Below are 18532 nucleotides of genomic sequence, written 5' to 3' on the forward strand. Positions count from 1 at the left end.
CTCCGATAACATGATGATTTACTCTTGCTCTACAAAGTCTTCTTTGAATTCGTCCACCGGATCCCATATGGACCAGGCCGCTTCTAACAGATTACCTTCAGGATCTCTGAAATAAAAGTACTTGGCTTCTCCATTACCGAGCGTATGTAAATCCTCCACCATTACGCCTCGATCCTTCAATAATTGATATGTGTATTCAATATTGGGACAGTTCATGGCCATGACCGGAAATGGTTTTCCGTTTCTTGTGATTTCCATGGATTGCTTGTCTTGTGTTTCAATGAGCAATAAAGCTATGGAGTTTTGATGCGGGTGGTGTAAAACGGCAACGAATGTCCCGCGGTCTTGAAACTTATTCATCAGTTTAAAATTCAAATTCTCCGTATACCAATGAATGGACTCATCGATCTGCGTGGTGGGAATATAGACGTAACCTATTCTTGAAAAAGCAAAATCCTGTTTCATATGACAGGCCTCCCTAGTTTATTGATTTCATTTTCTTCGGCTACCCTGACAAGATGGTTGAATCGGTCTCATCGATTTGCTTCAGGAATTTTAAGCATTTGTTCATGCATTCCATATAGTCTTTACGGCTATAGGCTCTAAAAAAGGGGTTCATAAATCCGTGGTCGGCATGAATGGCTGCTACTGTGACATTTTTCTTGTTCTTCAGTTTGTCGATCAGATCCGGAACATGAAACGATCTTTCCGATTCGGGAAAAAATAATAAAGTCGGACATCCTGGCTCCATCTCAACATAGTCCCGAATTCGGGATCCATAAAACCCAATCACGCCGTCAACCTCAAACTCGCTGCATATCCATCCATCGTTGCTCCGACGCTAAAGCCCATGATGTAAATTTTCTCATATTTCGTTCTATTTGCGGCTACAATTTGCTTTACTTCATCCCTCGGTCCGTTAAATCCGACTTCATTGGTGAAGAAGTGATAGGCTTCCTCTTCCTGATCGTAAGGAAAAGGATCTCTATGTAAAAGATTTGGAGTAATGATATCATAACATTCTCATCATCTTCATTTCCATAATCTCTCAACCTTTATTAACTCATCATCCTTAAATTCCATCCTGTAAACATCCGGTTTTGATGTTCTCATTAAAAAATCAAAATCATAGCTGCTATCAAAGTGTTCCATGATCAAAGTCATCACGGCTCCATGAGTTCCGATCGCAATGCGCTGACCACGATTTTTCGTTAAAATCTCCTTGAGGACAGCTACTGCACGTGTTTGGCAACCGATAGCGGACTCTCCACCAGGCGAGACTGCTGCCCGATTTGAAAACATCTTACTTACCAAAGGGTATAGTTCTTTGTCTGACGTGATCTTGTCATCGTTCGAAAACGTTAACTCTCTAAGATCTTCATGGAGCTGGATTTGCTTTCCCGCCGTCTGCGCCAATTCTTCGAGAGTCATTATTGCTCTGGAGTACGGACTTGAGAAAAAAACATCGATTCCTTCGTGCTTCAACAATTCTGTAATTCGTTTTGCATCCGTCTTCCCTTTCTCGGTTAACCCCCGAGTCCGCTCATTACCCTCAACTTTTGGCGATTCACCATGTCTTACCATATAAATGATTGTATTCATGTATTTCGTCCAATCCTCTCCGGCTCGGCTGATTTACTTCTACTGCGTCACTTACAGATATCTTTGAATAATTTGTTCATCCCATATTTGCACTTCTATGTATCTTTCCGGTCCCTTAGCTCCATCATGGTTCCAATCTTGGGGAAAGCCAAATTGATCAATAACTTTAATAATTTCATCTTTAGTATACACTTGTTTTCTGTATGGTTTTTCATCGGGATATCGCATAGTTGGGAATAAATCACCGTATGTAAAACTCATGGATTCCTTAGCGATTTCATTCCAATCTATTGTGATGATCCCCGGTTCCAAATACCATGTCTGAAGCCAACTACAAGCCCCCAAAGTCATATAGTGAGGAAAAGTATTGACTGGCTTCCCGCCTTTACTAATAAATAGGTCTCTCGCTGTTCTTTCCAATTCTCTTCTGATCATCAAATATTCATCATTTCTTCGACTGGCAAACACCTTACCCTCTTTTTTTATTTGATTAGATACTTTTGCTGCATCATCCATTGATAGCTTTGACAAGTTCTTGAATGGACCCATTTCTTTCTCAAAATAATGATACAAATAATAAGTCATGAGTACCGTCCTATTCATAGTCAGTTAAAAAACTTATGAAATTGATGATAAGAATATATATGGGGTATAAGAATAAAGCTCCTATTGCGATAAGACCTGATGCGGGATTGGGGTTGTCTCCTCTCTCCGTGATAGGAAATAAAGAGGAAAAAGTGTAGACGAGCAGCATCAAATAAGGTATCCAGAGGATCACAGTAAAATAGTTTGCCCCCCCTCTACCAAGCCACTTTTTTGTTAAAAAATATAAAATGAGCGTGCCCAAACACATTTCAATAACAGCAGTTGCTAAACTAATCTTATTTACGGTGTTAATGTCCCAACCTGTCAGTCTATTAATTCTGTACACGTTAATCATAAGTTCCAGGGGAATAAATATAAAAAAAGCATAGAGGATACTAACAACATTCAATCTTATGAATTTCTTCAATATGGGACCTCCCCCGATTAGGGATTAGCCCAGCCATAGATCACTCAGATCTAGGCTGGGCCGCTGGTTGTCTAAACTTACTCTGTACTCACATAGCTGTATTTTGCAATCATTTCTCCCCACGGAGCCAATCCATCTTCTATAAATCCGGCTTTTGAATACAATCTTCTTGCTCGCTCATTCTCAGGTTTATACCCTAAAACCAATACATCCGTCCGATCCGCGCGGCTTCTGATCTCTTCAATGATGCTGCAAACAGCCAGGAACCCGTACCCTTGACCTTGAAAACGCCGATCGATCATAAAACGATAGATCCAATAATTATGATCATCCGGATCTTTTCCGTATAGAGCATACCCAATCATCGTCTCATGCTTATAGATGGCCACACTCGAAAATCCCTGCAAAAACTGAGCTTCAGCAATAGAATATACATTCGGCGCAATAAGGGATTGTTGTTCTTCTGCCGGCTCCAGCTCAGCACATTCTTCCCAATTATCTTTATCAATTCTTTCTAATCTAATCATAGGAACCCTCCGATTTCGTGGAGAGACCTGTTTTCAAGTTCTCCACCTAAAATTTAGCCTTCACCGACAAGCCAGTTTTCAATATACTTTGGTTACTTCTCATACCACATCACACCTTTCAAAAATTTAGACATTAGCTTTCCAACGGAACCTCCGCAGAGCAGCATGTTATACTGGGGCCTGGATTGCGGATTGCTCCGTTTCCTACAATATCAGAACTTTACCGATAGTCTAAGGCTTCAATCATTTTTAAATGATTTTTACCATCAAGCACCTTGTAGAGTTGGTGGCCCGACTCCTTAAAAATAACCATGTAATTCAAATCTTCCGTAACTTCGAAGCCAAGATTTTTATCTTTCAGATATATCCTTACTTCATATTCCCGATCCGCAGAAATGTTTCTCACTTTTTTCAACTCAATATCCGACAGTTCGGCTAACATCTGCTCGATCCTTCTCTCATCCTTAATGATCGTTCCTTTATCGTCTGAATATCTCCTAAAAGAAACTTTAACTAAATTAGTCAGGCTGATCTCGTCCATAACTTCTTTTTTCAGGGATGTATAGGTTGCTTTGTTCGAGATATACAGGATGCCTATAATCACAACTATGAAGAAAAGAGAAAGCGTCACCACTTTTTTAATCTTGCACCACATCTTTTCTACTATTCTTATTGTTCAACTACTTCAATTTCAAAACCTCTGCATTTGTAGCGGTGTACCTGTTCAAAGCCTAATCGACAGGCCAGTCTTTTTGATGCTTCATTATCGAGCGAACAGTCCCAATACGGAGTATACCCACTGTCACGTATATCTTTAACCAATCGATATCCCAAATAAGTTCCCACACCCTTGTTCTGATATCGAGGTACCGTTTCAATACCAATGGCATGAGTTTGATTCGTTACAAAACTGGAGTAACATACTCCAATGACTTCTGATTCGTCTAGAGCAGCATACCCATATCCCTTTTTCTTAAATTCTTCTTTGGAGGACCAAAACAAATCGATATGGCTATTTATGAGTTCTACATTTCTTATACTTCCGTTATTCCACTCATCAGTTTTTAAATTGATGATTTGGTATGTGCCCGTATTTTCAATCGTTTCTACGGGTTCCTTTCGCATTTCTAAAACCAATTGCTCGAACTGATAAAGTTTTCTGGAAGCAAACATGCTTTCAAAATCCCACTTCTCGTGATGACCCGAGATTTCTAAATGAGTTAAGGAAGTCGCCTTCATCCTGGGCTCAATATACTCAGCTATAAAACCATCTAGAGATTGATTAAAGTAATCATTTCTGTAATCCCCTATAAGATAAAATCCTTGAATCCCCTGGCTCCAAACTAATGCACTTCTTGGATTCAATAATTGATCCACGTAGATGGCGCCCGGATTATTCCGTTCAATTATGGATAGAACCTCAGGATGCTGAAAACCGTCATTTAGTAATTTTTCAACAGTATAATAATATTCCGGCGCTAAAGCCTGCATGGGAATCCCTCCTTACATCGCAAGCTCAAATCACTTAATATCTTTGATAAAAGCTACGATTCTTCCCGCTTCTTTAAATCCTATCTTCTTATGAAATTTCTGACTTATAACATTATCCAGCTGTGTATCCGAGGCGATTTGATGGCAACCGAGCGACTTCGACCATTGCTCTCCAGCCTCAACTAATTTTTTGGAAATCCCTCTGTTTCTGTAGTCCTGCTCAACATAGATTCCTTCAACATATCCGACGGGACTCGAATTAGAACCCTCAACGTAATCGACTCTTAGTGACATATGAATAAATCCCACAAAACCACCTTCAATAGTTGCTAAATAAAGGATGTCTCTCTCCGAATCCAATAGCTCTTCAAATTCGGCTCTTAAATGCTCCTGTTCGTTGTCTGGCCAAAGTTTCAACGCTAGCTCCGTTAATTCATTTAGGTTGGATGGATCCGCTTTTACAATCTTCATCAGGACACACCTCTCTTATTTAGTCTTACGGATTTGAGGTAATTCATTACTATCAAATCGCCAAACCGACTACCGCAGGCCCTGCGGATCTGTGCTCTATAGTCGTCTATTTCTTTTTTCCTCCAAATGGATATCCAAAGCTTCTATCGCACGAATCAATAATTTAATCAGCAAATATAAGCAATATAGTCCAAGAAGAATGAACAATCCGTAGACAATAAACAGAAACATCGGTATGATTGAAAACACTCGGATACAACTCCTCATAGCAAAATGGCTTGCTTACACACTTAAACCCACATGGTCATAACGTCATCACGGATTAGGTGGAGGTTGGCAGCTTAAGCCATACCATCTCTACTCTATTTTAGGGGATGGATGAAGGTTTTTCCATTTTTTTAAATAACACGTACCCCAGATTAGAAAAATCAAGCTATTCCCCTGCTCTACGTGTCTACACCATTCTCAAAAACTGCAATACACTATATCAACCTTAAAAAAGGAGTGATATAGTTGGCAAACAGTGATGTACGCCTTGCACTTTGGTCAGGTACTAATTTTTCTGGTCGTCGGATCCTCTTCAGACGCGGTGGGGTTGCGGTTCGTGATCTTGGAGCGTTTCGGTTCAACAATGCGCTTTCGAGCTTCCGACTCAGAAATGTTGTGCAAAGCACTCAAGTAACACTGGTACTGTTTTCGGGAACTAACTTTCAGGGGTCCTTCCGGGTTTTCCGGGGCAGTCAAAATGTGGCTAACTTGGGTAATTTGAATTTCAACAACGTTACATCATCACTAATTCTGGTAGGCCGCAATTTAACTAACAGCGAAATATCCCAAATCCAAAGCACTGGAAGACCGCCACGTGACATCCTGATTATAAGACAATAACGCTTCGAATCAGCGGCAGCCTTGGGCTTATGTTATCGTCCAGGCTGCCGAATCTATTGCATGCAAGAAAGACTCAAAGTTGCTTTTTCCACACCCTGAGTCTTTTTCATATCCCTAAGTGCAGGATGCACTTATCTTCTTCTACAGCTCGATCTATCATTCTGATTAGCTTTTGCAAATGTTTAATCAAAATGGTCTTTTTATATTCCAATTTTTCATATTGCCCGGAATTTTCTACTCCCACAATCGTAAAACAACTTCCCTTGAGCACGATGTTCTCTGGGGCAAATCCCAAAAGATCCGTCCATGCCTGGAGTATACCTCGAAAGACCCTTAGATTTTGCCCGCTTATTACCGTGACCCCGTAGTGGTTCAATCCCATACCTTCTGTTTTGGTACTGGGGTTCCAAGTGGGAAGCCAATTCAACGAATCATTGATGTAGGAGATGAATTCATCCTCCAAAGAAACATGATCCTCCTCGGACAACCCGTCCCTCCAGAGTTCTCCTTTCGAATTCCAGGAAAAGGACGCGTACGAGAGGTTATCCGCGTCTTGCCTGCTTTCCACAACGAATTCATGCTTGGGCATGAAAAAGCTCTCCTATTCGCTCTAAAATTTTTATAATTTCCGGAGCAAGCTAATCCCCTCAGAGTTCTACTTTTCCTTGTTGCGAAGATCACGGAGTTGCATCTCTATCTCTTTTACCGATCTTTGAAGGTCGTCCATCCTTCTTAGACTTGCATATTGATTCCCAATAATCCCTGCAAACCCAATAATCAGTACGATAATCAACATTAAGGCCATCTCTCCGAGTCTCCTTTCCATACCTTCTCTTAGGATAAATTTTATCATGATGGGGCAGCTAGTGCTTTCTAGTTGCTAGCCAATCCAGTAACCAAATGATTTGAAGAAAGCAGTGGATAGCAGGTAAAAAAAAGCCCAATTCTATTTGATAATCCGGAAAAATTGGAAACCCACCTGGTGAGGTCGGTTGATACTTTGCCGAGACAATTACAAGGCAACCCGGGACAACACTTGTTACAAGCCAAATCCATCTTTTCCTTTTATTATTAGATCTATAAGCCAAAGCAGAATTAGACACTAATAGCAATAAGGGGACGGTATAAAATAACATAAAAAACAGCACGGTTTCGGATGTGAAATCCTCCACTCGGATCCCAAAAAATAAAATTAAAATAAAATGTGCAAAAAAAACAGTCAGAACGCTAATGAAAGCTTTCAATTTTTTTGACCCCTTTAGTTATTAGTAACTCTTTGACGATGGGCCGAACAGGGGGACTTATCGTTTCTGGCAAACCATCAAGATCAAAAAAACGAATATCCTTACCTTCTTCATTAAGTGTCAGTTCTCCATCATAAGCTTCGGTCATAAATACAATATCGATATTGTAAACCTCGTCCCCATGGGGATACTTGTAGTACAATTCCTTTCCTGAAAATACACCAAACAGCGTCAATTCTCTAACCGTAAGTCCTGTTTCTTCAAAAACTTCTCTCAACGCCGCTTCCTCTACCTTCTCCCCAGGTTCGATTGCACCTCCCGGGAAACACCAACTGTCGTTGTCTGTTCGATGTAACATTAATACTTGCCCTTCAGTATTAAAAATAATAACACTTGAACCGCACATTAAAAGGGGCCTTGTACCTATGAGTTTTCTCATTTCTTTTATATAATCTTTCATAATTACTCCCCCTGATATGTAAAGCGTATATCTTTAAGCTACTGCTTGAACACATTGTTAGGTGAGGTTCAAATCTACTGCTTACACTTTCAATCTTTTTCTAATCGTTCTGATTTGTCCTCTATGATTGATCTCATCTTCAAAGACGTGAAACCACATAAAATAATGGTTAGCTTTATTCCACCAGAATTTCTCCTCTATATATAACCAATCATCGTTAACTGATTTGAATAATTCGAGCGTCCTATTTCTTACACCATCTAATTGATTGAGATAATATGCTAAATCATTACCTTTAATTTTTTCTTGACCTTCCTTCCCCAAATTCAGAGCAGGACTCCATATTGAGAGTTCTTTTTCGTTCAATTCCCGCTTTTCAAATGTAGAGACCTGGTAAGCATATTCAACCGCTGCAAAGTGCAATAATAATGCTCCAATAGAGTTACTTTGAGAATCAAGCAAAAAATCAAGCTGTTCTTGCGAAAGACTCTTTACTGCATCTATTGTTGTAAATCTAGCATAGTTCATCATTGATAATAAACGGCTGATTTGAGGGGTATAACCGGGAATATCTGTTATAAGCAATAAATTCTCTATGTTTAGCATTTGTTGTTCCTCCAATTTCTTATTTGTATATCACCTAACGTTTTTGTATTAACGAAACGACCCAGCCTTTGATAGCTATATCTTAGGCTGGGTCGTTTGTTGTCTGAGCTTCTTCCATGATTATACATCTGACAACCGAGAGGCGATAGCCCCGATGCGTGAATGCGGTGTTATGTGATGCCTATTGCCCCCTTGAAACGCCCTTCAGATGTTCTATTCTATTAGTACTTTTATTTCTTTGGCATAAGCTTGTGATGGGTAGGACTCATCAATTCCATCCTTAATCTTGAGAATTGATTAATCATTCGCGAACTCCTCTATAAAGTGTTTTAAATATTTCCTATAACTTTCTCGTGTTCACGATGTCCCACGCCCTAAGAACCTTTAGGTCTGGCTGCCATGCGGTTAGATGGTGCTGATGTGTCCCGGCAATCACTTCTTCGAGTTATCTACCGGGACCGAGGCGGCTGTCCGCCGATGCGTGAATACTGTGTTACATGATGGGGATGCCATCTTCGTTTTGACTTTCAACTTATCTCTTTTTTTCTTATTATCACCTTCAATATTGTTTCACGCTTTGATACATTTTTTTCTTTGTGTTATTATATACGTAATAAAGACCAAGTGCTGCGAACACTTGGTCAGTACAATTGGCTTGGATGGTCTATTCCCTTCTAAGTCGTACAGGAACAAAACCCACCTCTGGCCTCAACCTTTGGGTGGGTTTTTACTTTCTCTTGTTGTTATTATTGATGTATGTTAAAAGAGCAAGAATGAATGTCCCAAAGAGGAACATGATCGTTAATGCATCTTTCACTTCCATGGCTTCACCTCCTTTCGAAGGGAAACCATGCCCACCCAAGATTCAATTGTAGTTATATTTTACCTTTATTTATATCTGCGTACAAGTGTTCTCAATTTGTTTAATAATCTGTATCTTTCATTCCTTTCATATAAAGTTTGGGTATTCACGAAACGCCCCAGCCTTAGATAGCTCTTCTCTTAGGCTAGGGCGTTTGTTGTCTGAGCTTCTTCCATGATTATACATCTGATAACCGAGGGACGACAGCCCCAATCCGCGAATACAGTGTTATGCACCGTTACTGTCTTCGAAGCATAACCTAAAAACCTTTGATCAAGATTCCAACTCTATTTTTTACTTTGGTATAAAAACTCGACTTTACCATCAAGCAAATATCGATATTCAAATAATTGCATTGTTCTTTCCCTAGTTCTCTCCTTTATAACCTTCCCTAGGCTTACCGATCCTTGTGTTCCTAGGTAACCATTATCAATAAATGTCTTCTCTACAAATTTTGTTTCCTTTAAGTGATACTGTAACCATTCTTTCTGTGATTCAATTAGTGCTTCCCTTGGTTCTCTATCCAACTTAGAAAGAAGCTTTTTATATATTTGATTCAACTCTTTATCCCAAATCTCTGTATATTTGCTTTCCAACGCCCCCCATCCCAATGTTGTAACCTCATCGGAGTTTTGTAATTCATTAAATTCCACTTCATAATCACGATCTATAGGATTTCGAAGCATTTCATCATAAAATTCTCCAGTCAAATCATAGTTCCCAACGCTTATGGATAACACTTCATTGTTAGAAGGATCTGATCGACCTTCAGTTATATCTTTCGATTCTGTTCCATTACCTGTACTTACTACATCAGGAGGCAGTTCAGAATTCATTATTGATTTAGTTTCGCTGTTCAAGGTAGTCGATTGACTAATATTTTGACAAGATGACAACACTATCGTAATAAAAAATAATAAGAGTATCTTACCTTTCATAAATTATCTCCTTAAATTTTATCTTTAATATTTACCGGTAATGGCTCATGACGTTGTTGTATTCACGACGTCCCGCCACCTTAAACCGAAGGACCGGCCGCGTTGCGGTTAGGTGGTGCGGATGTGTCCCGGGAATCGGCTTTCCCGATTTATCTTCCCGGACCGAGGCGGCTAGTCCCCCGATGCGTGAACACATTGTTAGCAGAAGTTGACGGCTTCTTAGAATTTTCTTTCAAATTGCACTTCGAATATCTCTTTTAATTTCTGATGTAAATTGTCATTAAATTTAAAATTAATGTTTTGTATATGATGTGGAGTAAAGTCCATTACTATTTTTTCATCTTCATATAGAATCACTCTAAAAATATATCCTACTCCCCCCTCTTGATTTTCTTCTGGTATAAGCAGTTCATCCTTTATTTGATCAAGCATGTTTATTACCTGTTCTTTTTTAGTAATCTCTTTTCTTTTACCTGAAAAGCCGTCTACTAGAATTATCTTATTTACTTTGGTTATATCGCCCGGATATATGTTTGATATTGTTGTTGGTTGCAGTTTTATATGTTCATTATCATTACAAGAACTTAGCAATAGCGATATAAAGAGTCCCATAATAAAAAGAGATCCCAGTTTTTTAATGTCTTTCACCTGCTTTTCGTCAATTTTTGCTAACATTACTGTATTCACGACCCAGCACGTATGCTGGGTGTCTGGCACGTAGCGACTGAGTCAAAAACGTAAGCTTGCAGGGTTGATTGCCTGAATCAGCTTCCTGACTTCATATCTTCTGCCGATCCAAGGGCCGAACGGTCCGCCGCGTGAATACGGTGTTATCAGATGTGATTGCCTCCCTTGACTTCACTTTCATAATCGATTTATTTCTTTAATATTTCTTGAGCGGTTATATGTACTTCTTCAAGTTCTTTTCCTTTTGTTGGTCTATATGCAATTCGCTCAAGATCTTCTTTTAAGTTTTCTCTTAGTTCCGTAGGTAGGTCCTTTACAATATATCTCAAACACCATTCTTTCCAAATATCATCGTCACCCGCAAGAACATTTCGGATAAATGGAATCGTTTCTACGGGAACTGTTAATAGTAATTTAGATACATCCATAGCTATTGGCCAGTTTATATCCTGCAGCCACTCGATTAATTTCGGATTAGTTTTATCAGGTCGTCTTTATCCATATTTTTTAAAACATCTACTCTCTCAAAGTCATGTTTATCTCTAGGTAATAATTTGTAGAGGTCACTCATGTTTTCAGATCCTTTCATTTGTTGCAATCATTTCACATAACGTTAATGTGTTCACGACGCCCCACCACCTTAAGTTCCGTAAGGGACGGCCGCGATGCGGTTAGGTATTGCGGGTGTGTCCAGCTGATTCTGCTCCCCTGCTACTGAAATCCCTCTCTGAATACACTTCTGTCTTCAGCCGAACCAAGGGCGAATGCCCGATGCGTGAACATGGTGTTAGGCGAAGGCTCACACATCCTGAATCAACTTACGAAATTCTTCTTCCAATGCGGATGCATTTCCAATATTCCTTAGACCCCATTCGGCAAAAGAAATTTGTTCCTTCTTATTCCCGATATACTGATGTGTTTTGGATAAAATCAGAGCTAACCTTAGTTTAGGTGGGCTGCCTAAGTTATCTATTCTGTCACTGCCTGAGATTAATTCTTCTATAGTAATCTTGCTTAAGGGATTCGGGAACTGATCAAATTGACCATAGAATTCTGGTCCTTGTACCTTGAAAAGCTTGGACATTTTACTAATTGTTTTAAGAGCTTGGTTTTCATTCTCACCATAATCATGCCACTTTTCTAGAGTGTTTCCCCTTAACCTATCCCATAAAGTTATTTCTTGTTTTATTCGTTTTCTAAATTCACAATCATAAACAGTAGTAATTTTATTATTTCGATTCAAATCAACACAGTCTATTCCTACACCCATTTCCATAATACAAGCGCCACCTTTGATATTGGCTTGGATAACAAGCGTATAGATATAATGATCATTAGTTTTCTTAATGAAGTGATGATCTGTGCCTTTGAATCCCATGTCATTTAAAATGGGCTTCAAATTGTCTTTGATTAATCTTCTAAATGTTTTTGTGTCCATTAGATTTTGTCCTTATTGATTTTTGTGGAATTTCGCCTAACGTCTTTGTATTCACGAACCCTCACTGGCTTAAGACGCGACAGCGCCGGGTCCAACGGACTTAGCCAGTTCAGGGATGTCCGGCTGCCACCACTTCCCCGAAATCCCTCTACTGGACCGAGGGCCGGATGGCCCGATGCTTTATTAATCTATACTTATTAATTGTTTTTTGAGCAGCATTATCTGACCAATATGATATGCATTATGAATACATAAATTTGATATTACTCCCCACCAAGCAGCATTGAAATATGAAGGGATTTCTTTTATAAGTTTGAGATCTTCGCTTTCCTCAAGTGCCCTGTTCCAACTATTAAAGACTGTTTCAAGTCTCTGTAAGGTCTTCTTCCACTCCAATTCATTTATTGTATGTGGATTTACGTAAAAAGTATCATCATTGTTTATTGAACTTTCTAATTCAAATTGTTCGACGTAATATCTCTCAAGCCACTTCTCATTCCAAAAAATGAGATGATTCACGATCGACCAAATTGATTGTTTACTCCCATTTTCCCGTGCAGCTTCTGTAGCATTTAAATCTATTAAAATTTCATGAAGCGGAATGAACCAGCTCCTATCGTTATAACAGGCGTTTAATTGGTCTATGAGAATAGATTTATAACTCATCCCTGTACCTCACTTTTCGATAAGTGGCCGGTACCTCCAATAGTACCGTCTCGATCAATAAATACTGCCTGCCAATCGAGCAAAATTATTCCTCCTTTGATTAGCTAGGGATTGCGGAAATTATGCATAACGTTCCCGCATTCACGACCCAACGGCGTGAATATGGTGTTAGATGATGCCTGCTGCTCTTTGAGATACTCTCATATATTATTCTCGTCATTAAACTCAATACAGAATGGTTGTATTTCAGGGTTTAAACAATATTCTATTCTTTGTCTGAAGTTCTTCCATTCAACCATTTCTAGCGCTTCTTTTATTGGGAAAAATCCAGAATCCAAGCTTTCTATTGTTGTTGTTAGTTCTCCTCCAATTGGTCTTGCTAAAAATAAAGTATTACAAATGGAATTACCGGTGTTCTGAAAAATCCCGCAGAATTTAATAATCTCTATGTCTATTCCTGATTCTTCTTTTGTTTCTCTAATTGCTGCCTGTGTAAGGGATTCCCCAATCTCAACTTGCCCTCCAGGCATCTCCCAGCCTCTTCTTGGTCCTTTTATGAGTAACAATTCGTTTTTATCATTTATTACAATTGCAGCTGCAGAAACGATATGTTTCGGAGGATTCATCGTTTTTCTCCTTCAATTGTTTTTTCTTCTTTCTTAGTTTTTACATGCTTTCCGCAGGTTTCATCTAACGGTCTTGTATTCACGAAACGCCCCAGCCTTAGATTGCTCTTATCTTGGCCGGGTCGTGTGTTGTCTGGATCTATGTCTGTGAGCTTGCTTCTAACAACCAAGGGGCGAATGCCCCGCAGCATAGATGCATTGTTAAGTGATGTTACTGCCTTCTGTGTGTTTACATTTCTCATATACGGTTTTGTTTCCTATGTATTCTAGATAATTATAGTATATTAATGGTATTTGATCATGTCCTATATGTTATAATTTCCCAGTACAATATACGGCTATAAGGGCGGTCGGCTAATCTCCCAGAAGGGAGGTAATGCCCATGGAGGTCTAAGATGCACTTTCCTTAATGTTCATGTTCGGCATGTTCCTTCTGGCATTGCTTACCTACATGAAAAAGAAATAGACCGCCCTGCCTAAGGAAACGGTCTATTCTGCGACCTGACTAGTGTGGCCGACTGCTCTTTATGCAGTTATTGTACTTTGGAGCCGTGTTAGCGCACGGCTCCTTACTTATTCTTACCTCAGTATAACTCATTTTATAACGCTTTTATGGGTTGTTGATTATTTTTATTTATATAAGATCTGTAATGTTGTCTGCAGTAATTTCACCTAACGTTCGGGTATTCCCGAACCTTCACTGCCTTAAACGACCGGAGGGAGTGGCCGCGACGCGGTTAGGTAGTGCAAGGTTGTCCGGTTTGATTCCACTTCCCTGCTACTGAATTTGCCTCTTCGAAACCGCTTCTTCATGCTCCGGCCGGACCAAGGAGCGATAGCGACGCAGTGGGAATACGGTGTTAACTGAAGTCAACGACTTCCTCGAGCTACTTTCCCCTCTATATATCAGTCTTTAAAATTCTTCTTTATTTTCTATCAGCATAAGCCTCCGTTACAATTTGAACACCCATTTTGAAACCATAGATGAATACTTCGGTTGAGTATATAGAAGAAGACTTTCCCAACAGATCATATATTTTTTCAAGAAGCTCTACCTCATCCTCCGTCAGACTTGTTAGTAACTTCTCCTTGAAGTTTGAAATTTCGCTATTCAACAATTTATACTCTGGATTCTTTGGTATAATCTTTTCTTCTGGTCTAATTTCTCCAAAATACAATTGCTCTAATAAGCTACTCATTCCCTCCATTGTATTTCTCATAAGAACATTTTAGCGATTTTATCGCTAAATCTCAATAGCGAATTACTCGCTAGAGTATTTTTATGTTGGAGGTGTTTGTATGTACCCAAGAATTAGAAGCTTACGTGAAGATAAGGATTTAACTCAATCTCAAATTGCTGCATACCTCAACTGTAGTCAACGTATATACAGTAATTATGAACGCGGTGAAGTTGATATTCCAACCGCCATACTCATTAAACTTGCCGACTTCCACCATACCAGCACCGATTATCTTCTTAATAGAACTAACATTAAACAAGCTTATCCCAAAGATTGAAAAAGATTTTGGGGGTACTTATTTCACTATCGTTGATTTCAGTTAACGTTCTTGTGTTCACGAACCCGAGAGGCTTAAGGAGCGCTAGCCCCTGGTGGCTCTGCCACTCAGCCTCGCAGGGTTGTCTGGCTGCATCCACTTCCCCCGACTACTCCTCTGCCAAACCGAGGGCGTCAGCCCGATGCATGAACACGGTGTTAGATGAAGTTACCTTGAGCTACTCACAAAATCCCTCATGCCCTCTCTTAGCATGCTAACCCCTTCTTCTACACTCTTCATATTCTCATCGTCATTCATATTATTCCTTGCATGTAATAATGCCGGTCTTAATGATTCTACTGAATTTCCAAATTGATACATCCATTCATATCTAGGAACCATCCATAAATGAAAGTGGTGTGTTGTATCTTCATTATAAAAATAATAGACCTTATCAATTCCCAATCGTTTTCTTTGTTCACTTCTGAGCTTATGGATTAACGAAATAAATTCTAATCGCTCTTCATCTGTTAATTCATCCATACAGTAAAAATGCCTCTTTGAAGCCAATATAACTAACCCTTTAATTGGGTAAGCAATATCCTGATGGACATGAAAGTTGCTTGATTCAAAAATCACTCCACCTGTTGAAGAAATCAAACCACTTGTCAATGCGCAGCTTACACATTCAACTTCTACTGATCTTCCATCAGCCAATGTAATTAGTCTTGGCATTATGCACCTCATAGTTTTTGATTTTGAAAAGAACTTGCATCGTAATTTCATCTAACGTTCCGCATCTATGACGCGACCCGGCCTTAGATAACTCTTAAGTTAATACGTATATTTAATTCGTTTAAAAAACGTGAAATCCTTTATCCAAGCGGCTTTTACGGTTTCACAGGGTCTGTGAATATTTCAAAAGTTGATATATTTTGTGGGCAAGTTGTGGGCATGCTCCCAACAACAAAAAAAGACTACAGAGGCATAATTGCTCCTGTAGTCTTTTCATTTACTCGGCTGCCAATATATCCTCGATCCGAATCCACTGCCATTCACCCGGACCGGTAGAAAGTTTAACCTCCCGCCGTTTAGTTTACGTCGCTTTTCTACGTTCACTTCCTATTCTCTTGGCGCGAATCCCAATTCGAGTATATCCGCCATGCCGAACCATTCGCCGTCAACCATAAAGCGGCCGGACCGTAGATCGAGCCGTTCAATTACGCCGACGACTCGCACGTCTTCGAACTCGTCAAACATGCGCAAATTAACCGGCTGTTTAGCGCGATGTGTCTCGACCAGAAAACGCGAAATCTGCTCCGTGAGCTGTCCATCGATTTCCGGACGGCTCTTGCGTTTTTCCTCATGTTGAGCGCGCAACATCGCCTCTTTATCCTCTGGCAGGATCATGCGGGAGGACTCGCATAGCATATTCGACCCCGGCGTAAGTTTGTTCGTTGACATATCCGAATCACCTCTGCGGATATTATATACCGAACAAATGTTCCTATTCAACGAGAAAATTTTACGATAGCTCTCTAATCGGATTTATCGAGCTTGGCGCGGGGCCGACGGAGAAAGAGGCTTTTTATGGCGTGAGTCAGGGAGTGGTTACCGGAGAGGATCGATTTTGTTTACGGAGACGTGGAAAAGGCCCGTGTGAAAATACGGAATTGGACTCGCGCATGAATGCTGAGAAATTCGGTGTTTTAGAGTTCATGATGAAAAAATCCCGCTAACCAGTGAAGGTGCGGGATTTTTTCTCATTATTCCACAGTTATTTCTTCGGCTTCTAGCCTCAGTAATTTATTATTACTTGAATAAACAACAAAGCCAGATACCTTCACTCTTTTTTTAAGAAATCGTTCAAGACTTTGCTCACCATCATCATTTAATAAGTAACATCTTATTTCATCATGCTTAACATCTTCAAAAACAAATGGTCGAATAATTAAACTCTTATCGTCTAAATCAACACCACGTACTTTCCCCTTACCATGTACAAATTCTTTATTCACTAGTTTTTTTGCTTGTTTTGATAATTGTTTACGCGTGTGTTTGGTTGTATTGACTATACGCTGACGAAAAGTTACACTGTTTCCTTCAAAGGAAATTGCGTCAATATTAGACTGAGAACTAGGTGTAACCTGCTTAGCATAGTGAATAATTTTTAAAACATCTCTTTCGTTATACTTTTCAACCAACCCACTTAAAATTTCTTCATCTTCTGCTGAAGCAAGTGCAGATAATAATAGCTGCATTGATTCAACAGCCATCTCATTTTGGGTAGCTAGTTCTCTAAGTTTTTCCCACGGATCCTTATTATAGCTAAACATATCCAGTTGTTCATCATCGATATCTACTTTCAAATTAGGCGATTTCAAACCTAATTTCAGACTTCCTGTAGCTGTTGTAGTAAGATCGAATGAAAGCGGAAACTCATTTGTAATAGATTTAATATCAATATTACGAGCTTTTGCAATTAAGTTTAAGGATTGTCTATTAGCGTTAGATAATTTACTTAAAAAGTTACCAACCAAGCCAATTGGCCCCTTACCTGATTGGAAATCCTCTCCATTAATTCGAATCCAAAGGTCAACATCCTTGTCAGGTTGAGATAATTTCAAATCGACTTCCTCATTTAACAATTCATTAAGACGATCTTTCATGCTGTCCACTAAATATTTTGCCGAAGGTTCATAAATGTTGAGTAATTCAGAATTATCTTTATAAGTTGATCTTATTCTTTCCAAGTTCTTTTGGGCTTCTTTTAATTTTTCTATTGTTTCTGACAAGGTGTCAATAACCATCAGATTTCACCCCCATCTAAGTATACCTTAAGTATACCCTTGCTTCGAGGAACTATAACCCAATCAGGGTCTCTTTCCGGATCCTTGTCTCTAAGCTTCCCCTTCGATCCGCCAGTGCAGAAAAAATAAGCCCACTGATTCAACATATCCTCTGAATCAGCCAGTAGTAAATGCGCTCCAAACATATTTCTAATGGCTAATTGATTATTTGGATTTAAAAACAAGGTAATTGCCTGCTTATCATGCTCATCCAAGGTAGTAAATGCTTCAGAAACAACCTCCGGTGGAATGTACGCTGCAAAATCAACATCGCCAGGTTCTTTTCTTCCTGTAACAAAGCTCCCGTCGATTAATATAGCTTTTGGTGTTAACCCGACGTCAATAAGTCTATTGATTAACCCCTTGAACATTCTCCATAGTTTTTTTCTTTTTTCCGTGAATAAGAACGCATGTTCTATATCCTTTATTGTACACTCATGAATACCTTCAGGTAAATGGTATCCATCACAAAATTCAGGGATATTATTCAAAATCAATACAGCCCTTCTTTATATAATGGTAATATTTGAGAGTATTAATTCTCCTCAATTTTCACCCATTAAAGAAGGTATGTCAATTGTTATATGATCCAAAATAAAAAAGTTACTAAACTTTAGCCAAACTTAAACATAAAATAAAAAGACCCCCGCCAGCTTGAAGCGCTCCCC

27 protein-coding genes and 1 pseudogene are annotated in these 18532 nt (G+C 39.3%); 3 read left to right on the plus strand and 25 right to left on the minus strand.

The annotated features are described in order from the left end of the window. Positions 1-18: 18 nt before the first annotated feature. The 8 genes from FRY98_RS02085 to aac(6') form a co-directional block, all read right to left on the minus strand. Positions 19-465: a VOC family protein gene (locus tag FRY98_RS02085; protein ID WP_148450095.1), complete on the minus strand. Its 447-nt coding sequence runs from the start codon at positions 463-465 to the stop codon at positions 19-21. Positions 466-1032: 567 nt separating this feature from the next. Beyond that, positions 1033-1602 carry a histidine phosphatase family protein gene (locus FRY98_RS02095; RefSeq protein WP_148450096.1) on the minus strand — a complete coding sequence of 190 codons (570 nt, stop codon included), beginning with the start codon at positions 1600-1602 and terminating at the stop codon, positions 1033-1035. Between the two features lie 51 nt (positions 1603-1653). Then, the gene (locus FRY98_RS02100; RefSeq protein ID WP_148450097.1) at positions 1654-2187 is read right to left on the minus strand and encodes a hypothetical protein; all 534 of its coding nucleotides are present in this window, start codon (positions 2185-2187) and stop codon (positions 1654-1656) included. A 10-nt stretch (positions 2188-2197) separates the two neighbouring features. Next, positions 2198-2614: a hypothetical protein gene (locus FRY98_RS02105; RefSeq protein ID WP_148450098.1), complete on the minus strand. Its 417-nt coding sequence runs from the start codon at positions 2612-2614 to the stop codon at positions 2198-2200. 77 nt (positions 2615-2691) lie between these two features. Then, complete coding sequence (locus FRY98_RS02110; RefSeq protein WP_148450099.1) at positions 2692-3141, minus strand: GNAT family N-acetyltransferase; 450 nt, start codon at positions 3139-3141, stop codon at positions 2692-2694. 220 nt (positions 3142-3361) lie between these two features. Continuing rightward, on the minus strand, positions 3362-3796 hold the full coding sequence (locus tag FRY98_RS02115; protein ID WP_148450100.1) for a hypothetical protein: 435 nt from the start codon (positions 3794-3796) through the stop codon (positions 3362-3364). 14 nt (positions 3797-3810) lie between these two features. Further along, positions 3811-4632, minus strand: a complete 822-nt coding sequence (locus tag FRY98_RS02120; RefSeq protein ID WP_148450101.1) for a GNAT family N-acetyltransferase — start codon at positions 4630-4632, stop codon at positions 3811-3813. Between the two features lie 30 nt (positions 4633-4662). Beyond that, positions 4663-5103 carry an aminoglycoside 6'-N-acetyltransferase gene (gene aac(6') / locus FRY98_RS02125; protein WP_148450102.1) on the minus strand — a complete coding sequence of 147 codons (441 nt, stop codon included), beginning with the start codon at positions 5101-5103 and terminating at the stop codon, positions 4663-4665. A 513-nt stretch (positions 5104-5616) separates the two neighbouring features. Here aac(6') and FRY98_RS29265 point away from each other — a divergent pair. Then, positions 5617-5991, plus strand: coding sequence for a hypothetical protein (locus FRY98_RS29265; RefSeq protein ID WP_148450103.1), 375 nt, complete (start codon positions 5617-5619; stop codon positions 5989-5991). 106 nt (positions 5992-6097) lie between these two features. Here the strand turns inward: FRY98_RS29265 and FRY98_RS02135 are convergent, their stop codons facing one another. The 12 genes from FRY98_RS02135 to FRY98_RS02180 all read right to left on the minus strand — a co-directional run bounded on the left by FRY98_RS02135 (position 6098) and on the right by FRY98_RS02180 (position 13760). Beyond that, positions 6098-6580, minus strand: a complete 483-nt coding sequence (locus FRY98_RS02135; RefSeq protein WP_148450104.1) for a hypothetical protein — start codon at positions 6578-6580, stop codon at positions 6098-6100. A gap of 66 nt (positions 6581-6646) precedes the next feature. Further along, complete coding sequence (locus tag FRY98_RS28355) at positions 6647-6796, minus strand: hypothetical protein (protein WP_170287000.1); 150 nt, start codon at positions 6794-6796, stop codon at positions 6647-6649. Positions 6797-7218: 422 nt separating this feature from the next. Further along, entirely contained in the window at positions 7219-7695 is a 477-nt protein-coding gene (locus FRY98_RS02140) for an NUDIX hydrolase (protein WP_148450105.1), read from the minus strand. Positions 7696-7776: 81 nt separating this feature from the next. After that, complete coding sequence (locus tag FRY98_RS02145; RefSeq protein WP_148450106.1) at positions 7777-8301, minus strand: DinB family protein; 525 nt, start codon at positions 8299-8301, stop codon at positions 7777-7779. A gap of 727 nt (positions 8302-9028) precedes the next feature. Continuing rightward, positions 9029-9124, minus strand: coding sequence for a competence inhibitor ComI (comI, locus tag FRY98_RS28755; protein ID WP_019639195.1), 96 nt, complete (start codon positions 9122-9124; stop codon positions 9029-9031). A gap of 326 nt (positions 9125-9450) precedes the next feature. Continuing rightward, entirely contained in the window at positions 9451-10101 is a 651-nt protein-coding gene (locus tag FRY98_RS02150; protein ID WP_148450107.1) for a lysozyme inhibitor LprI family protein, read from the minus strand. A gap of 219 nt (positions 10102-10320) precedes the next feature. Next, complete coding sequence (locus FRY98_RS02155) at positions 10321-10788, minus strand: hypothetical protein (protein WP_148450108.1); 468 nt, start codon at positions 10786-10788, stop codon at positions 10321-10323. A gap of 188 nt (positions 10789-10976) precedes the next feature. Then, positions 10977-11216 (minus strand): DUF5071 domain-containing protein, encoded by a 240-nt coding sequence (locus FRY98_RS28760; RefSeq protein WP_249043311.1) that lies wholly within the window; start codon positions 11214-11216, stop codon positions 10977-10979. 371 nt (positions 11217-11587) lie between these two features. After that, the gene (locus tag FRY98_RS02165) at positions 11588-12226 is read right to left on the minus strand and encodes a DUF4304 domain-containing protein (RefSeq protein WP_148450109.1); all 639 of its coding nucleotides are present in this window, start codon (positions 12224-12226) and stop codon (positions 11588-11590) included. Between the two features lie 183 nt (positions 12227-12409). Then, positions 12410-12892, minus strand: coding sequence for a DinB family protein (locus tag FRY98_RS02170; RefSeq protein WP_148450110.1), 483 nt, complete (start codon positions 12890-12892; stop codon positions 12410-12412). A 200-nt stretch (positions 12893-13092) separates the two neighbouring features. Next, on the minus strand, positions 13093-13518 hold the full coding sequence (locus tag FRY98_RS02175) for an NUDIX hydrolase (protein ID WP_148450111.1): 426 nt from the start codon (positions 13516-13518) through the stop codon (positions 13093-13095). Continuing rightward, positions 13515-13760 carry a hypothetical protein gene (locus FRY98_RS02180; RefSeq protein WP_148450112.1) on the minus strand — a complete coding sequence of 82 codons (246 nt, stop codon included), beginning with the start codon at positions 13758-13760 and terminating at the stop codon, positions 13515-13517. Before FRY98_RS02180 ends, FRY98_RS02175 begins: the two co-directional genes overlap by 4 nt. A 158-nt stretch (positions 13761-13918) precedes the next feature. Between FRY98_RS02180 and FRY98_RS29160 the strand changes: the two are divergent. Further along, a pseudogene (locus tag FRY98_RS29160) lies at positions 13919-13984 on the plus strand (putative holin-like toxin); the annotation flags it as partial. Positions 13985-14444: 460 nt separating this feature from the next. On the opposite strand, the gene FRY98_RS02185 reads toward FRY98_RS29160, so the two are convergent. After that, complete coding sequence (locus FRY98_RS02185) at positions 14445-14717, minus strand: DUF6809 family protein (RefSeq protein WP_170287001.1); 273 nt, start codon at positions 14715-14717, stop codon at positions 14445-14447. Between the two features lie 100 nt (positions 14718-14817). On the opposite strand from FRY98_RS02185, the gene FRY98_RS02190 reads away from it, so the two are divergent. Then, the gene (locus FRY98_RS02190) at positions 14818-15036 is read left to right on the plus strand and encodes a helix-turn-helix domain-containing protein (protein WP_148450114.1); all 219 of its coding nucleotides are present in this window, start codon (positions 14818-14820) and stop codon (positions 15034-15036) included. A 207-nt stretch (positions 15037-15243) separates the two neighbouring features. On the opposite strand, the gene FRY98_RS02195 is transcribed toward FRY98_RS02190, so the two are convergent. The 4 genes from FRY98_RS02195 to FRY98_RS02210 all read right to left on the minus strand — a co-directional run bounded on the left by FRY98_RS02195 (position 15244) and on the right by FRY98_RS02210 (position 18361). Further along, the gene (locus tag FRY98_RS02195) at positions 15244-15750 is read right to left on the minus strand and encodes an HIT family protein (RefSeq protein ID WP_091033306.1); all 507 of its coding nucleotides are present in this window, start codon (positions 15748-15750) and stop codon (positions 15244-15246) included. A gap of 387 nt (positions 15751-16137) precedes the next feature. After that, positions 16138-16479, minus strand: a complete 342-nt coding sequence (locus FRY98_RS02200; protein WP_148450115.1) for a YolD-like family protein — start codon at positions 16477-16479, stop codon at positions 16138-16140. 302 nt (positions 16480-16781) lie between these two features. Next, entirely contained in the window at positions 16782-17825 is a 1044-nt protein-coding gene (locus tag FRY98_RS02205) for a hypothetical protein (RefSeq protein ID WP_148450116.1), read from the minus strand. Continuing rightward, positions 17825-18361 carry a DUF6932 family protein gene (locus FRY98_RS02210; RefSeq protein ID WP_148450117.1) on the minus strand — a complete coding sequence of 179 codons (537 nt, stop codon included), beginning with the start codon at positions 18359-18361 and terminating at the stop codon, positions 17825-17827. The genes FRY98_RS02205 and FRY98_RS02210 overlap by 1 nt, the downstream gene beginning before the upstream one ends. Positions 18362-18532 lie beyond the last annotated feature (171 nt).

Origin of the sequence: Paenibacillus faecis (assembly GCF_008084145.1) — a bacterium.
Classification (GTDB): Bacteria; Bacillota; Bacilli; order Paenibacillales; family Paenibacillaceae; genus Fontibacillus; species Fontibacillus faecis.

What these genes read in the sequence shown, in the direction of transcription:
- FRY98_RS02085 (WP_148450095.1), bottom strand. Translation starts at nt 465, where the DNA reads ATGAAACAGGATTTTGCTTTTTCAAGAATAGGTTACGTCTATATTCCC.
- FRY98_RS02095 (WP_148450096.1), bottom strand. Translation starts at nt 1,602, where the DNA reads ATGAATACAATCATTTATATGGTAAGACATGGTGAATCGCCAAAAGTT.
- FRY98_RS02100 (WP_148450097.1), bottom strand. Translation starts at nt 2,187, where the DNA reads ATGACTTATTATTTGTATCATTATTTTGAGAAAGAAATGGGTCCATTC.
- FRY98_RS02110 (WP_148450099.1), bottom strand. Translation starts at nt 3,141, where the DNA reads ATGATTAGATTAGAAAGAATTGATAAAGATAATTGGGAAGAATGTGCT.
- FRY98_RS02115 (WP_148450100.1), bottom strand. Translation starts at nt 3,796, where the DNA reads ATGTGGTGCAAGATTAAAAAAGTGGTGACGCTTTCTCTTTTCTTCATA.
- FRY98_RS02120 (WP_148450101.1), bottom strand. Translation starts at nt 4,632, where the DNA reads ATGCAGGCTTTAGCGCCGGAATATTATTATACTGTTGAAAAATTACTA.
- FRY98_RS02135 (WP_148450104.1), bottom strand. Translation starts at nt 6,580, where the DNA reads ATGCCCAAGCATGAATTCGTTGTGGAAAGCAGGCAAGACGCGGATAAC.
- FRY98_RS28355 (WP_170287000.1), bottom strand. Translation starts at nt 6,796, where the DNA reads ATGGCCTTAATGTTGATTATCGTACTGATTATTGGGTTTGCAGGGATT.
- FRY98_RS02140 (WP_148450105.1), bottom strand. Translation starts at nt 7,695, where the DNA reads ATGAAAGATTATATAAAAGAAATGAGAAAACTCATAGGTACAAGGCCC.
- FRY98_RS02145 (WP_148450106.1), bottom strand. Translation starts at nt 8,301, where the DNA reads ATGCTAAACATAGAGAATTTATTGCTTATAACAGATATTCCCGGTTAT.
- comI (WP_019639195.1), bottom strand. Translation starts at nt 9,124, where the DNA reads ATGGAAGTGAAAGATGCATTAACGATCATGTTCCTCTTTGGGACATTC.
- FRY98_RS02150 (WP_148450107.1), bottom strand. Translation starts at nt 10,101, where the DNA reads ATGAAAGGTAAGATACTCTTATTATTTTTTATTACGATAGTGTTGTCA.
- FRY98_RS28760 (WP_249043311.1), bottom strand. Translation starts at nt 11,216, where the DNA reads ATGGATGTATCTAAATTACTATTAACAGTTCCCGTAGAAACGATTCCA.
- FRY98_RS02165 (WP_148450109.1), bottom strand. Translation starts at nt 12,226, where the DNA reads ATGGACACAAAAACATTTAGAAGATTAATCAAAGACAATTTGAAGCCC.
- FRY98_RS02170 (WP_148450110.1), bottom strand. Translation starts at nt 12,892, where the DNA reads ATGAGTTATAAATCTATTCTCATAGACCAATTAAACGCCTGTTATAAC.
- FRY98_RS02175 (WP_148450111.1), bottom strand. Translation starts at nt 13,518, where the DNA reads ATGAATCCTCCGAAACATATCGTTTCTGCAGCTGCAATTGTAATAAAT.
- FRY98_RS02180 (WP_148450112.1), bottom strand. Translation starts at nt 13,760, where the DNA reads ATGAGAAATGTAAACACACAGAAGGCAGTAACATCACTTAACAATGCA.
- FRY98_RS02185 (WP_170287001.1), bottom strand. Translation starts at nt 14,717, where the DNA reads ATGAGTAGCTTATTAGAGCAATTGTATTTTGGAGAAATTAGACCAGAA.
- FRY98_RS02190 (WP_148450114.1), top strand. Translation starts at nt 14,818, where the DNA reads ATGTACCCAAGAATTAGAAGCTTACGTGAAGATAAGGATTTAACTCAA.
- FRY98_RS02195 (WP_091033306.1), bottom strand. Translation starts at nt 15,750, where the DNA reads ATGCCAAGACTAATTACATTGGCTGATGGAAGATCAGTAGAAGTTGAA.
- FRY98_RS02200 (WP_148450115.1), bottom strand. Translation starts at nt 16,479, where the DNA reads ATGTCAACGAACAAACTTACGCCGGGGTCGAATATGCTATGCGAGTCC.
- FRY98_RS02205 (WP_148450116.1), bottom strand. Translation starts at nt 17,825, where the DNA reads ATGGTTATTGACACCTTGTCAGAAACAATAGAAAAATTAAAAGAAGCC.